Here is a 14,076-nt window from a genome sequence, read left to right on the forward strand (position 1 = left end):
GTCGCACTCACCGTGCGCGCGACCGCTGTCACACGGCGGCCTCGGCGCGCAGCCGGTCCCGGGCCCGGCTGTCGTAGCCCAGCTCCTCCAGGACGGTGTCCGTGTGCTCCCCGAGCGCCGGGATCGGGTCCATGCGCGCCGGGCGTCCCGGCAGCCCGATGGCGGGCAGCACGGCGGTCAGCGGCCCGACCGGCGACCCCACCTCGGTCAGCCGGTCCCGGGCCACGAGCTGCGGATGCGCGCCGATCTCGGTGACCCCGCGCTGTCGGGCGTGGGCGATCCGCGCCGCGGCCAGGCGCCGCTGGACCTGCTCTGCCGTCAGCCCGGAGAACACCTCGGCGATGTGTTCCTCCAGCGCACGGCGGTGTGCCACCCGCCGGCTCCCGGTGTCGAAGCGCTCGTCGGCGGCCAGCTCGGGCCGGTCCAGCACATGTCGGCAGAAGGCCGCCCACTCACGTTCGTTCTGCACGGAGAGCACGATGTCGGTGCCGTCCCCCGCGGTGAAGGTGCCGTACGGGGCGATGGCGGCGTGGCTGGTTCCGGTGCGCCCCGGGGGAGTTCCGCCGTACTCCGCGTAGTAGAAGGGATAACCCATCCACTCCACCAGCGAGTCGAGCAGGCTGATCTCCAGCGCCGCGCCGACGCCGGTGTGTTCCCGCTCGTACAGGGCGGTGAGGATGCCGGAGAAGGCGTACATCCCGGCGCCGATGTCGGCCGCCGGGATTCCGCTCTTCGCCGGTGTCTCCTCGCTGCCGGTCACGGACACCAGACCGGCCTCCGCCTGGATGAGCAGGTCGTAGGCCTTGGCGTCGCGATACGGGCCGCTGGAGCCGTACCCGGAGATGGCACAGGTGATGAGACGGGGATGCCGGGCGCGCAGTTCCTCGGCGCCGAGGCCGAGCCGTTCAGCGGCGCCGGGGGCGAAGTTCTGGATGAACACATCGGCGCCCGCGATCAGGCGGTGGACGACCTCCTTGGCGTCGGGGTGCTTGAGATCGAGGGTGACGCTTTCCTTGGACCGGTTGAGCCACACGAAGTGGCTCGACATGCCGCGCACCGTCTCGTCGTAGCCCCGCGCGAAGTCCCCGGTGCCCGGTCGCTCGACCTTGATGACTCTGGCGCCGAGATCGGCGAGATGGCGGGTGGCCAGTGGCGCGGCGACGGCCTGCTCGCAGGCGATCACCGTGATTCCGGCGAGGGGCAGCGCGTTCATCGGACTCCGATCGCGATGTTTTCGGCTGCCGCCATGCTAGGGGCGGGACACGCCCGCTCAGGAGGGCGACATGGCACCGAGCCCGTCCGCGGCCGCCAACGCTCCGCGGCGCCGGAGGAAAAAGAAAGTGCTTTCGAAGCGGACGCGAAGTGACGTGCGCCAGCATGGTCGGGCAAGCCCTGGTACACCACCGTAGGAGGATTTGTCATGGGGAACGCAAAGACGGCGGGAAAGGCGCCGGCTTCCGCCGTGGAGACGACGGTTCTGCGGGACGCGCTGGTGGTTCCGGTCCGGATGAGCCTCGGCTGGCCGGCCGCGCGCAGCTCTTCGGAGCTCGTCGACGCGGTGCGTGGCGCCCGGCGCTGAGCAGGCTCCCCGGACGGCCTTGACCGCCGCTCGGCGCTCAAGGCCGTCCGGTCCGCCGGCGCTTGAGGAAGCTCGTGGAAGCTCCACGAAGCCGCAGGAAGCTCGAGGAAGAAGGCAACACCCGGCTCATGACGCTCTTCTCGTTCCGCTCCTGCTTCGACGGAGCCGTTCCGCCGACCGTGGCCGATCCCGCGGCGCTCGGCACCGTCGCGTTCCGCGCCGTCTCCTTCTGCGAACCGTTCCGCGCCGCCTCCGGGTACGGCTGGTACCTCTACCCGCCGCTGGACTGCTTTGTGAAGTGGGACGGGACCTCCTTCCGCTGGCTCGCCGAAGGCTGCCCCGACTGGCTGCCGCTGACCGAGGTGGCGGCCCAGACCATGTTGCGGGTGCGGGACGGCGAGGCGCCCGACGACGACCCCGTGCTCGGCCTGCCGGTCTTCTCCGTGGCACCCGAACCCGGGCTGCTCCAGGTGTGGACGGGCCTGGTCGCGCACACCCCGCCGGAGCCCCGTGCCCCGGCAACTGCCTCCCGACGTCCCGCTGTTCGTCGGCAGGAACGAGCAGCTGGAGAGCCTGGACGGGCTTTTCGCGGCCGGTACGACCACCGCGGTCGCCGCGGTCGGCGGCGGCCCGGGGGTGGGCAAGACGTCGCCGGCGGTGCACTGGGCCCACCGTGTCCGCGACCACTTCCCCGACGGCCAGCTGTATGTGCCGCTGCGCCGGTGCGGGCCGGACGGGCCCGCGCTGTACCCGGCGGAGGCGGCGGCCGGGGTGCTGGAGGCGTTCGGCGTGCCCGGGGCGGCCGGACCCGGCTGGTCGGCCTGGTCGCCGCCGAGGGCGCCCGGCCCGTCACCCTGGACCCGCTGTCGGCCCGCGAGGCCCGGGAGTTCCTGGGCGGCCGCCTCGGAGCGGCCCGGGTGGCGGCCGAACCGGAGGCGGCCGACCGGCTGGGCGCGCTGTGCGCCCGGCTCCCGCTCGCCCTCGCGATCGTGGCCGCACGCGCCGGCACCTGTCCGCAGTTCCCGCTCGGCGCGCTGGTCGAGGAGATGCGGGACGCCGGCGGGGTCCTGGACGCGCTGGGCGGCGGCGATCCGGAGATCGATCTGCGGGCGGCGTTCGCCCGGTCGTACCGCTCCCTCCCCCCGCGGGCCGCCCGGCTGTACCGGCTGCTCGGCCTCCAACCGGGGCCCGAGGTCACCCCGTCCCTCGCCGCCGGGCTGCTGGGCGAGCCGGAGCGGCGGGTCCGGCCGCTGCTCGCGGAGCTGGGCCGGGCCCACCTGGTGACCGAGGAGGCGCCGGGCCGGTACCACCGTCACGACCTGCTCCGCGCCCACGCCCTGGAGCTCACCCTGGCGCAGGACACCGAGGAGGACCGGCGGGCCGCCTGCCACCGGCTGCTCGACCGTCCCCCGCACTCCGCCCAGGGGGCGGCCTGGCCGTTCCACGCCCTGGGACCGGCCCCGGTGGAACCCGGCCGCCCCGGCCTGTCCGCACCCCGTCGCCCGCCGCCGGTGACGGCCGGGTGCCCGGGCCGCCGGGATGGCGAGGGGTAGCCGCGCGACTCGCTCTCACCGGTGCTGTCGGCGGGGGCACCTAAACTGGGGCCTTCGGCGGACGGGGCCGATCGGGTCGGGCGAACGGGAGAGCGACAGTGGCGAACGGCGTCGGCGAGGATCCGCCCGCGGAGGTGCTGGCGGAGGCCGCCGCGGCCTTCGGACTGCTGGCTTCCCCCGCCCGGCTGCACATCGTGTGGGTGCTGGCGCACGGCGAGAGCGATGTGAGCGGGCTCGCGGAGCGGGTCGGCGGCGCGCTGCCCGCGGTGAGCCAGCATCTGGCGAAGCTGAAGCTGGCGGGGCTGGTCCGGTCCCGCCGCGAGGGGCGCCGGGTGGTGTATCTGCTGGACGACCCGGATGTGGTGACCATGGTCCGGTGGCTGGTCGGGCAGGTGGCGGAGCGCGCCGGCCACCCGGCGGCGGAGCGTGTCCGTGGTCTGGGCGCCTGAGGACACCGCGGAAGCCGGCACCACCCGCTCTGCCTCGGGCGGTGCCGGCCCGGCCACGGCGACGGCCGCCCCGCCGGGCGTCCCGGACGTCCGGGACCTGGCCCGCCTCACCTCGCTGGAGACCCTGCGCAGGCTGGGGAGCGGGCCCCGGGGGCTGGTGGAGGCCGAGGCCGAGGAGCGCCTGGGCAGGTGCGGGGAGAATGTGGTGCCCGACCGGCGCCCGGCCTCCTGGCGGGGGCGGTTCGCCCGCAGCCTGCGGGACCCCTTCACCAGCGTGCTGCTGTGCCTGGGGCTGGTGTCCGCGGCCGTCGCCTCCTGGGGGACCGCCTGTGTGATCGTCGTGCTGGTGGTGGTCAGCTGTGTGCTGCGGGCCGGCGGGGAGCACCGGGCCGACCGGTCCGTGGCCGCGCTGCGGGAGCTGGTCGCCACCACCGCGACCGTGCGGCGCCGAGCCGCCGCGTCCGCCGAGCCGCGCTCCCGTGAGATCCCCGTCGATCAGCTGGTGCCCGGCGATGTGATCAGCCTGGGCCCCGGCGACCTGGTCCCGGCGGATGCCCGGCTGCTGCGTACGAGCGGGCTGACCGTGCACCAGGCGGCGCTGACCGGAGAGTCCGCGCCCGTCCCCAAGTACGCCGTGGACGCCCCCGGCGCCGCGGGCCCGGCCCCGTTCCAGCAGCCGCACCTGTGCTTCCAGGGCAGCAGTGTGGCGTCGGGCAGCGCCACCGCGGTCGTGGTCGCGACCGGCGAGCACACCCGGTTCGCCGCGACCCGCCGCGGGCTGCTCCGGCATCGGCGGCCGTCCGCCTTCGACCGCTCGGTCAACAGCATCTCCTGGATGCTCGTCCGCTTCATGCTGCTGACCCCGCCGCTGGTGCTGCTGGCCGGGGCCGCGCTGGACGGGCGTGGCGTGGAGACGCTGCCGTTCGCGGTGGCGGTGGCCGTCGGTCTCACCCCCGAGATGCTGCCGGTCGTCGTCACCTCGGCGCTGGCCCGCGGCGCGGCCCGGCTCGCCCGCGACCGCGAGGTGATCGTCAAACGGCTGCCCGCGCTGCACGACCTCGGCGCCGTCGACGTTCTGTGCACCGACAAGACCGGCACCCTCACCCAGGACCGGCCGGTCCTCGACCGCCACCTGGACGCCGAGGGCCATGACGACCCGACGGTGCTCCACTGGGCCGCCGTCAACAGCTTCTGGGCCCTCCAGCTGGCCGACCTGCCCGCCCCCGACACCCTGGACGAGGCGATCCTGGAGGCCGTCGCGGACTACGACGACCTGCTGGACTACGACGGCGTCACCGCGCTGCCCTTCGACCCGGTGCGCCGCAGCTCCATCGCCGTGGTCCGCCGCCCCGGCCGTACGGGCCTGCACACCCTGGTCGTCAAGGGCGCCGCCGAGGACGTCCTCGGGCGGTGCGCCCGGGTGCGGACCGGCGGCAGCGACACCGAGCTGGACGCGGCGGGCCGGGACCGGCTGCTGCGCCGGGCCGAGGAGCTGGCGGCCGACGGCCTGCGGCTGCTGGCCGTCGCGCTCGCCGAACGCCCGGCCCGCCCCGGCCCGTACAGCCGGTCCGACGAGCGGGGACTGACCTTCATCGGCTTCGTCGGGCTGCGTGACGCCCCACGGCCGACGGCCGCCGACGCCCTGGGCGACCTCGCCCGCCGCGGGGTCACCGTCAAGGTCCTCACCGGCGACCACCCGGGCACCGCCGCCCGCGCCTGCCGCGAACTCGGCCTGGCCGGGCCGGTGGTCACCGCCGACCGGATCGACGGCCTCGGCGACGCGGCCCTGGCCGAGCTGGCCGAGAAGACCACCGTCTTCGCGCGCTGCACCCCCGAACACAAGGCCCGTATCGTCGGCGCGCTGCGCGAGGGCGGGCGCACCGCCGGGTTCCTCGGCGACGGCGTCAACGACCTTCCCGCGCTGCGCGCCGCCGATGTGGGCGTCTGCCCGCGCGACTCCGTCGATGTGGCGCGGGACGCCGCCGACATCGTGCTCGCGGCCAAGGACCTCACCGCCATCGACCACGCGATCGCGGCGGGGCGGCACAGCACCGGCAACATCATCACGTATCTGCGCATCGCACTCTCCTCCAACCTCGGCAACGTCATCGCGATGCTCGCCGCCGGGCTGATGCTGCCGTTTCTGCCCATGCTGCCGCCGCAGGTCCTGGCGCAGAACCTGTGCTTCGACGCCGCCCAGCTCGCCTTCGCCTTCGACCGGCCCGGCCCGGCGGCCCTGGCGCGGCCGACCGTGCTGCGCCCGCGCGATCTGCTCCGCTTCCTCACCGGATTCGGACTGCTCAACGCCGTCGCCGACCTGGCCACCTTCGGGGTGCTCATGCTCGCGGTGCCCGGGGCCGGCGATATCGAGGGCCAGGCGGCCTTCCACGCCGGGTGGTTCACCGAGAACCTCCTCACCCAGGCGCTGGTGATGGTCGTGCTGCGCAGGGGCGGCCGGGACGGCGAGGGCCGGATGCCGGTGCCGATACGGCTCGCCGCCACCGCGCTCGCGGTCATCGGGGTGCTGCTGCCGCTGTCGCCCCTGGCGTCCGTGCTGGGCATGACCGCCCTGCCGCCCGTCTACTACCTGCTGCTCACGGCCGTCCTCGCGCTGTACGCGGCGGGGCTGGCGGCGGCCAGGGCGCACTGGGACAGGCGCGCCGAAGGCCGGTGGTGAGCGGGCGGCGGGGCCGTCATCCGTGCCGTTGTCCGTGTCGTCCTCCGTGCCGTCATCCGTACGAGAGGTCGGAGCAGGGGTCGGTGTCGGCCGAGCGGGCCGTGTCGGCGACCTCGGAGGGCAGCGTGGTGGGCGCCGAGGCGCTGGGGGAGGGGTCCGCGGCGTACTCCTGACCCAGGGTGACGCTGATGCCGGGCGCGTCGGCGGGCTGGAGCCGCGCCCCCGGGAAGACCCGGGCCACCGTCTTCGCCTGCTCCTGCTCGCCCGGGCCGTAGGTGACGAGGGTGGTGGTGTGGTCCTGTGCGGCGGCGGTCGCGGTACCGGTGACGGTGAAGCCGTCGGCGCGCAGCGTCTCGGCGGCGCGGGCGGCCAGCCCCGTGACGCCGGTGCCGTTGTAGACGGCGACGCTGATGCCCGCACCCGACACGCTCCCGGAGGATTCGGCCGGGGACGGCGTGGGGGACTTACGGGACTTCGAACCCCCGCTCGCGTCCTTGCCGTCGATGGTGCGGTCGGCCTTGAGGTCCGCCCACAGCGCGTCCGCCTGGGGCCGCACGATGGCGACCCTGGCGCCCTGGTAGCGCCAGGGGACGGTGATGAACTTGGTGTTGTGCAGATCGACGTCCTTCATCGACATCGCGAAGGACACCAGCTTGTCGACCGAGCCCAGCCCCGGGTCGACGGTCATGGACTTGGTCGCCGCCTTCGCGAGCGGCAGCAGCGTGGTGGGGTCCATGCCCTGGGACTTCACCTTCTTGATCAGGCTCGCCACGAACGCCTGCTGGCGCTTGATGCGGCCGATGTCCGAGCCGTCGCCGATGCCGTGCCGTATCCGCACATAGTCCAGGGCCTTCTGGCCGGAGACGGTCTGCTCGCCCTTGCCGAACAGGAGCTTGCCGCGCGAGCCGCGGTTCGGGCTGAGGTCGCGCTGGTAGATGTCCTTGGGGAGGCAGACGGTGACGCCGCCGACCGCGGAGGTCATCTTGGAGAAGCCCTCGAAGTCGACGACGACGGTGTGATCCACGCGCAGCCCGGTCAGCTTCTCGACGGTGTTCTGGGTGCAGGCCGGGTTGCCCTCGGCCGTCTCGCCCACCGAGAAGGCCGCGTTGAACATGGTGTCCTTCTGTTCCTCGGTCCACTTCCCGTCGGGCAGCCGGCACGGCGGGATGTCGACCAGCGTGTCGCGCGGTATGGACACCGCCACCGCGTGTTTGCGGTCGGCGTACACATGCAGCAGGAAGGCGGTGTCCGAGCGCCCGACGTCGCCCTCGCCACCTCCGTAGCTGCTGTTGTCGCCGGAGCGCGAGTCCGAGCCGATGACCAGGACGTTCTGCCCGCCGGCGCCCGCGGCCGGCCGGTCCCGGCTGATTCCGTCCCCGCTGAAGGTCTTGATGTCCGCGTTGAGCCAGAGGTAGATCCCGCCCACCGCGGCGACGATCAGCACGAGCAACGACACCAGCACGACGGCCACCACCCGTCCACGGCTGCGCTTGCGCCGCCGCCTCCCGCCCGTGGCCTGGCCGCTTCCGTGGCGCTCGGCCACCGCCTTGTGGCTGCCCGACATCCTGTGCACCCTCACCCGCGCCGCTCCCGAGGGGACGGCGGACGCCACCCCCTAAAGTTGTATAGTTGCGCAATGTAGCAAGTGATCTCGGGTGAACGGGAAGGGGAATGCGGTCATGTTCCTGCGCAACGGTCTGGAGCCGTGGCATCTGCTGATCGTGGCGATCGTGGTCATGGTGATGTTCGGCTCCAAGAAGCTGCCGGACACCGCTCGATCGCTGGGCAAGTCGCTCCGGATTCTGAAGAGCGAGGCCAGGGCCATGAAGAACGAGGACGCGCAAGCCGCCGCCCCGGACGGTGCCCCCGCGCGCCCCGCCTCCGAGGGTGGCGCCACCGCGCCACGCTGAGTGGTCCGTTCGTCTCCCCGGTCCGCGGGTCCTGTGTGATCCGGTGTTATTGGATCACATAGGACCCACTCATCTGGAATATGCGCATCCCGCCGCTATGTCCGTCCTTGCGTTTTATCATCGCCAACGGTTCGGTAATTCGCTTGAGACTGACGGGGGAAGCGTGACACTGACCGACAATGTGGCATGGGCACCCACCTCCCCCTTCCGCTCGGAAGAGCGGGGGGACGTGTCCGATGAAGAGGAATGGACCGAGGCGCCGTCCGCGTCCTACCTGGACAGCCCGTTCCGGGGCGCGGCCCGCGACACCGGGCGCGGGTCCGTGGACGCGCACAGTGAGGCGGTGCGCGAACTGCTCGCCGAGCTCTACTCGGACGAGATGGAAGAGGCCCTCTCCGAACTGCTCGAGGAGACGGCCGCGTTACACGCCGAGCACTCGGCCGCCCTGGTGGGCGCCACCGCCTCGGAGGCGGCGGAGCAGCCGGTGCGCGAGCATCTGGAGGCGCTCGCCGAGCAGGCGGAGCGGTATCTGGAGGCGCTCGCCGAGGCCGCGGGCGAGGCGGACACGCGCTCCCTCACCGAGGCCGAGCTGGAGAGCGTCTTCGAGTCGGTGGCGCCACCGGCCGGCGTGGGGGAGTCACCCGCATTCGAGCAGTTCCTGGGAGCGCTGAAGAACTTCGCCAAGAAGGCGGTCAGCGGCGCGGTGAACCTGGCCAAGAAGGGCGTCCAGGCCGTCAAGACGGGCGTCAAGGCGGTGGCCAAGGTGATGCCCATCGGCGTCATCCTGCGCCAGCTGCGCCCGATCGTGCAGCCGTTGCTGATGCGGGTGCTGAAGATCGCCATCGGCCGGCTGCCCGCCCCGGTCCGCCCGATCGCCACCCAGCTCGCCCGGAAGCTGCTGCGCGAGGCGCCGATGACGGAGGCGGAAGAGACGGAGGAGGCCGCGAGCGCCGACCGGGCGCCGGCCGCCGAGGCGCTCGGCGCGGAGCCGGCCCCGGCCGCCCTGCTCAGCCTCGAACTCGCCGGAGCCACCGCGGGCCTGCTGCTGACGGGCGACGAGAGCGAGCGCGAGGCGTGGGCCGCCGAGGCTGCCCAGTCCCTGTCCGGTGGGGCCGCCGAGGCATACGGACAGCAGAGCCCGGCCGCCGAGGCCGAGGCGCTGGCCGAGGCCCGGGAGCGGTTCACCGAGGCGCTCGGCCGACTGCCGGACGGCGGTGATCCGCGGCCCGCGCTGGAGGAGTTCCTGCCGGTCGTGATGGCCGCGCTGCCCATCGTGCGCAAGATCGTCCAGATCGCCGGGCGGCAGAACGTCGTCGGGGCGCTGTCCAACCTGCTCGCCGCGCTCATCGGCAAGTTCACCGGCCCGCGCAACGCCCGCATCCTGGCCGACGCCGTCGCCGACACCGGCCTGAAGCTCCTCAGCATGGAGACCGCCGCGGAGGCGCCGGAGCGGCTCGCGGCGAGCGCGCTCGCCGCCACCGCCGAGGACACCGTCCGGCAGCTCGCCCAGCTCCCCGCCGAGGAGCTGGAGGACCCGGTGCGGCTCGAGGTCGCCGCGGGAAAGGCGTTCAATGTCGCCGCCGCCGCGAACATCCCCTCCACCCTGCTGCGCGAGGACCTGGCGGAGACCGAGGCCCCCGGGGTCAAGGGCATGTGGGTGCCGCTGCCGCGCGGCGCCAAGGGAGCGCTGCGCTACAAGAAGTACTCGCGCGTCTTCGAGGTGGAGGTCGGCGCCGAGCAGGCCGCCGCGCTGCGCACCGGCGGCGGGACACCGCTGGCCACGGTGTTGCGGGACCAGTTCCGGGTGCGCGCCTTCCCGGTGCGGCTGAAGATCCACCTGTACGAGGCCGGAGCCCACAGCTGGGCCCGCCAGATCCAGGCCGCCGAGCAGCGCGGCGCCGGGCGCGCGGGCGCCCGGCTGCTGACCCTGCTGCCGCTCACCCGGCAGGCCGCCGACTCCCTCCTCGGCCACCCTGGGCTCGGCATGGCGAAGGTCCCGAAGGTCGTCAAGGGGCGCCAACTGCCCAGGGGGGTGCGGCTGTACGGCATCGAACTGGCCGACCGGCGCCAGGGCGCGGGCGGCGGGGCCGCGGCGCCCGGACACCAGCGCAGGCCCACCGAGGTCCAGCTCACCGTCGACGCCCGCGCGGGCCGGGAGAGCCTGGCCATCGCGCTCCACCTGGCCGAGGAGCGCGCCCAGGACATCCTTCGGTCGGCGGGCACGCCGCCCGCCGTGGGCCCCTTCCTCGGCAGCCTCGGCTCCGCGCTGGCCGAGGCCACGGTGACGGCGCTGTTCGGCGGCGAGAGCCGCAATGTGCGGGTGTTCCGCGAGGCGTACGAGCAGTCCTCTCACCTGTCCCCGGCCGACGAGGGCGAGGAGTTCGTCTCGTCGCTTCCGCCACGGCTGCGCGACGCCGTCGCGGAGGGGCTGAAGCGGGCGGCGGGCCAGGCGTTCGCGCAGTACTTCAAGGGCCGGGTCGACGAGTTCGCCCGCGCGCTCCAGGACCCGAGGGACGGGGTCACGCTGGTCGTCACCCTGCCCGGCGCCCCGCTGGTCGGGATCGTCACCGGCATCCTGGCGCGCCGGCTGCCCTCCCTGCCGGAGGTGTCCCGGGCCGTCGCCGCGCTCGCCGCCGAGCCCGCCGCCAAGGTGGAGGTCAAGGCGGGCCGTCACCGTGGTTGAGACGCTCCGGCCGAGACCCCGGGCGGTCCCGGTCGACGTGCCTCCGCCCGCCCCCGCGCACCCGGGCGCGACGGATCCGCGGCCGCGGCCTGCCGGCACCACACCGGAAGAGGGTCCGGACGCGGCGGCGTTACGTGTCCAGACCGCCCGGCAGCTCGCCCACTGGACCGCCGCCACCGAGGGCCTGGCCCAGCCGGAGAACTTCGCCTCGGCGGCCGCCTGGGCCTCGCTGGAACACCGGCTCGGGATCGCCCTCCGCACCGAACTACAGCGCGCCGTGGACCGGTTGCGCCCGAGGACACGCGCGCTCGCGGGCGCGCTGGCCCGGGCCCGCACGGTCGAGGAGGTACAGGCCGTGCGCCGGGGCGTGGTGGCGGTGCGCCGCGACATCCAGCGCGTGGAGACGGTCGCCGACTTCTACGGCGACGCCGTCAACACCCGCACCGGGCAGCGGCTGACCTCGCTGCTGCGCGCCTGCGACCTGCTCGCCGTCCGCAGCATGACGGCGGTCCTGCCGCAGCTCGGGCAGCCCGTGCCCGAGGTGCTCACCTACATCGACAAGGGGATGGGGGCCTCGATCCTCCGCGCCGGGGTGCGGCTGTGGGATCCGGCGGCCATCAGCCCGGTGGCGGCCATCAAGATCACCCGGCACAATCTGCTCCGCCCGACCGCGCTCATCCACGAGACGGGCCACCAGGTCGCCTTCCAGCTCGGCTGGAACGAGGAGCTGGCCCGGGCGCTGCACACCGCCGCCCGCCCGGGAGGCGAGGCTGTCGCCGACGCGTGGGCGCAGTGGGCGCAGGAGATCGCCGCCGACGCGTACGCCTTCGCGCACACCGGCTACGCGGCCCTGGCCGCCCTGCACGATGTCATCGCGGGACCGCCGCAGGCCGTGACCACCGTCCTGGCGGGCGACCCGCACCCGCCCGCGTATCTGCGCGTCCTGCTCGGCGCCGCGATGTGCCGCGACTGGTACGGCAGCGGGCCCTGGGATGACATGGAGCGCGCCTGGCTGCGCTCGTACCCGCTCGACGACCTGCCGAAGGAGCGCGCGGACGCGCTGCGGCGGGCCGTACCGGTGATCCCCCGGCTGGCCCGGGCCTGCCTGCGCCAGTCCGCGTCCGCCTTCCGCGGACGGCCGCTCGCGGCGCTGCTGGACCCCGGCCGGGTGTCGCCCGGCGAGCTCGCGGCCCTGTCCCGGCGCGGCGGGCCCGCGCTCTACACATCCGATTACTGGGCCGATGCGGAACCGCTCCGGATTCTCGCTCTTGGCTGCCTGCGGCTGTCACTCGACGGCCCCGACGCGGACCAGGCACGCACCGAGTTCGAGAACTGGCTGCTGGCGCTCGGCAGGAAAGGCTGACCATGACCACCACAGGCACCACACCCAAACAGATCGAGCCCTCCACCGCGGTCGCCACCGCGGCGGACCCGGCCCCGAACCCGCTTCAGGGCGTCGTCGACCAGCTGCGCCTGCTGCCGCGGCGGCTGGCCCGGCAGGAGCTCACCGACGAGGAGAAGCTCGGAGCGGCCTCCTTCAACAGCCTCTACGCGGAGTTCCTCACCGCGCACGACGCCATCGCCGGGCGCAAGCCGACACCGGCCTACCCGCCGTTCACCACCCGCTGGAGCGACCCGGCCGAGGAGCACGCCCAGGTCGTCACCCGCGCGGTGAACTCCCCCTCGAAACCCGAGGCGTTCAAGGTCTCGATCAGGATCGACGGGGTGGAGAGGTACACCTACCCGGGCGGGCCGAAGCCCACCGTGGCCCGGGGCGGCTATCTCGTGGCCCCCGTGCGCATACCGAACGGCCCCGGCCCCTTCGCCGTCACCGGCAGCGTCGTCTACAAGGACACGGCGGGTGAGACCCGGACGTACAGCCCGGACACCACTGTCTCCCGCCGCAGGCTGTCCCTGCCCGCCGATGTCCTGACTCCCGAGAGGTGACCGACCCGTGTTCATGCAACTCGCCGGCGCCCTGCTGGCGGCTTCCCAGCCCAAGAAGACATTCGCGCAGGTGGCGGAGTTCATCTCGCGGCAGACGGCGGGCGACCTCGCCTCGCTGGTCGAGGCGACCTGGCAGCAGAAGAGCGAGTCCTACCCCGTGCGGGACCCGGCGTACGCGCGCGACGCCCAGGAGAATGCTCGGAGGGTGCTGACCGGCTTCCAGAACACCGAGATCCCGCTGCCGGAGAAGACCGACCATCTCATCTACGCCTACATGCTGGAGAACACCCGGATCCTGGAGATCTTCCGGCGCATCCTGGTGTCCTTCTTCAACACGGAGAACTTCAACACGCCGTCCGCCGAGACCCTCCAGTGGCTGGACCAGACCGAGCGGCTGTTCTTCCGCGACCCCGGGCCCCTGTCGGTGCTCGCCGTCACCGGCGAGCTGCGGCCCGACGCGGACGCCGTCCGCCGCAACGCCTACCACCGGCTGCTCGGACTCGATCTGAACCACGGCCGGGGCGGCAAGCCCGGGGCGTATCCGTACCACCGCACCGACGTCACCAACCAGCGCTTCCCGGTGCTCTTCGGGCAGTTGCTGGAGGAGGTGTCCATCGGCATCCAGCACGCCGGCAACACCTCGGGCGCGAATCCGACGGACGACTTCCGCATCCAGGACCTGGTCCAGGAGATCGGCGACGTCATGCTGGACCGGCGCGGCCCGTCGCAGGCGGGGCTGGCGCACGAGGAGTTCGTCGCGGTGACCTTCCTGTCCTGGCTGCATCTGGCGATCAGCTGGGAGAGCCCGGTGGTGCGCGACCTGCGGGCCACCGCCAGCACCCCGCACGAGCGGCTGCGGCGGCTCGGCGCGCGGGTCAAGCTGGACGCACACCAGGACTCCCGGTCGTTCCTCCAGCTCGGGCCGGACGTCTCACTGCTGCTGTACTCGATCGAGCGGCGGCTGGAGCCGACCCAGCAGCCCGAGTACTTCTACACTCGCGGCTCGCAACTGCGCCCGGTCATGGACCGGATCATCCACCACTGGTCCCATGTCACCGGCACCAATGTCCGCTCCCGCGCGACGCGTCTGGACCCGGGCACCGTACGGGCGCTCGGCAACGCGAGCGTGATCGCCTCGTCGCCCGCGTCGGTGGGCACCGGCTCGGCGGCGAGCGGGCAGGGCACGGCGGTGCACGCGGCGCGGGTCGGCGCCAAGGACCCGATGCCCCTCCGCTGACAGCGCCCCGGCGGGCTCGTCCCCCTTCCCCGCCCCTCCCG

Annotated in this window: 11 protein-coding genes; 9 read left to right on the forward strand and 2 right to left on the reverse strand. The window is 73.7% G+C overall.

Annotation, left to right across the window (positions count from 1 at the left end; genetic code table 11):
• Positions 1 to 28: 28 nt before the first annotated feature.
• On the reverse strand, positions 29 to 1,213 hold the full coding sequence (locus tag ACH4S9_RS28310; RefSeq protein ID WP_398374364.1) for a CaiB/BaiF CoA transferase family protein: 1,185 nt from the start codon (positions 1,211 to 1,213) through the stop codon (positions 29 to 31).
• Between the two features lie 207 nt (positions 1,214 to 1,420).
• Between ACH4S9_RS28310 and ACH4S9_RS28315 the strand changes: the two genes are divergently transcribed.
• The 4 genes from ACH4S9_RS28315 (at position 1,421) to mgtA (ending at position 6,258) form a co-directional block, all read left to right on the forward strand.
• Positions 1,421 to 1,579, forward strand: coding sequence for a hypothetical protein (locus ACH4S9_RS28315; RefSeq protein WP_311722293.1), 159 nt, complete (start codon positions 1,421 to 1,423; stop codon positions 1,577 to 1,579).
• Between the two features lie 74 nt (positions 1,580 to 1,653).
• Complete coding sequence (locus ACH4S9_RS28320) at positions 1,654 to 3,132, forward strand: hypothetical protein (RefSeq protein WP_398374365.1); 1,479 nt, start codon at positions 1,654 to 1,656, stop codon at positions 3,130 to 3,132.
• A 98-nt stretch (positions 3,133 to 3,230) separates the two neighbouring features.
• Entirely contained in the window at positions 3,231 to 3,581 is a 351-nt protein-coding gene (locus tag ACH4S9_RS28325) for a metalloregulator ArsR/SmtB family transcription factor (protein ID WP_311722297.1), read from the forward strand.
• The gene (gene mgtA, locus ACH4S9_RS28330; RefSeq protein ID WP_398374366.1) at positions 3,565 to 6,258 is read left to right on the forward strand and encodes a magnesium-translocating P-type ATPase; all 2,694 of its coding nucleotides are present in this window, start codon (positions 3,565 to 3,567) and stop codon (positions 6,256 to 6,258) included. Before ACH4S9_RS28325 ends, mgtA begins: the two co-directional genes overlap by 17 nt.
• A 52-nt stretch (positions 6,259 to 6,310) precedes the next feature.
• On the opposite strand, the gene ACH4S9_RS28335 is transcribed toward mgtA, so the two are convergent.
• Positions 6,311 to 7,822, reverse strand: a complete 1,512-nt coding sequence (locus ACH4S9_RS28335; protein WP_398374367.1) for an LCP family protein — start codon at positions 7,820 to 7,822, stop codon at positions 6,311 to 6,313.
• A gap of 115 nt (positions 7,823 to 7,937) precedes the next feature.
• On the opposite strand from ACH4S9_RS28335, the gene tatA reads away from it, so the two are divergent.
• The 5 genes from tatA (at position 7,938) to ACH4S9_RS28360 (ending at position 14,035) form a co-directional block, all read left to right on the forward strand.
• Positions 7,938 to 8,168, forward strand: a complete 231-nt coding sequence (gene tatA / locus ACH4S9_RS28340; RefSeq protein WP_398374369.1) for a Sec-independent protein translocase subunit TatA — start codon at positions 7,938 to 7,940, stop codon at positions 8,166 to 8,168.
• Positions 8,169 to 8,397: 229 nt separating this feature from the next.
• Entirely contained in the window at positions 8,398 to 10,851 is a 2,454-nt protein-coding gene (locus tag ACH4S9_RS28345; RefSeq protein WP_398374370.1) for a hypothetical protein, read from the forward strand.
• The gene (locus ACH4S9_RS28350) at positions 10,844 to 12,214 is read left to right on the forward strand and encodes a hypothetical protein (protein ID WP_398374371.1); all 1,371 of its coding nucleotides are present in this window, start codon (positions 10,844 to 10,846) and stop codon (positions 12,212 to 12,214) included. Before ACH4S9_RS28345 ends, ACH4S9_RS28350 begins: the two co-directional genes overlap by 8 nt.
• A gap of 2 nt (positions 12,215 to 12,216) precedes the next feature.
• Complete coding sequence (locus ACH4S9_RS28355; protein ID WP_311722305.1) at positions 12,217 to 12,798, forward strand: hypothetical protein; 582 nt, start codon at positions 12,217 to 12,219, stop codon at positions 12,796 to 12,798.
• A gap of 7 nt (positions 12,799 to 12,805) precedes the next feature.
• Positions 12,806 to 14,035, forward strand: a complete 1,230-nt coding sequence (locus tag ACH4S9_RS28360; RefSeq protein ID WP_398374372.1) for a hypothetical protein — start codon at positions 12,806 to 12,808, stop codon at positions 14,033 to 14,035.
• The last annotated feature ends 41 nt before the right edge of the window (positions 14,036 to 14,076 follow it).

The sequence above is a fragment of the Streptomyces sp. NPDC021225 genome (genome assembly GCF_044332865.1).
In the GTDB taxonomy this organism is placed as follows: Bacteria; Actinomycetota; Actinomycetes; order Streptomycetales; family Streptomycetaceae; genus Streptomyces.

Bases quoted from the DNA above. Each gene is read 5' to 3' on its own strand.
- ACH4S9_RS28315 (WP_311722293.1), top strand. From the start codon at position 1,421: ATGGGGAACGCAAAGACGGCGGGAAAGGCGCCGGCTTCCGCCGTGGAG.
- ACH4S9_RS28355 (WP_311722305.1), top strand. From the start codon at position 12,217: ATGACCACCACAGGCACCACACCCAAACAGATCGAGCCCTCCACCGCG.
- tatA (WP_398374369.1), top strand. From the start codon at position 7,938: ATGTTCCTGCGCAACGGTCTGGAGCCGTGGCATCTGCTGATCGTGGCG.
- ACH4S9_RS28335 (WP_398374367.1), bottom strand. From the start codon at position 7,822: ATGTCGGGCAGCCACAAGGCGGTGGCCGAGCGCCACGGAAGCGGCCAG.
- ACH4S9_RS28310 (WP_398374364.1), bottom strand. From the start codon at position 1,213: ATGAACGCGCTGCCCCTCGCCGGAATCACGGTGATCGCCTGCGAGCAG.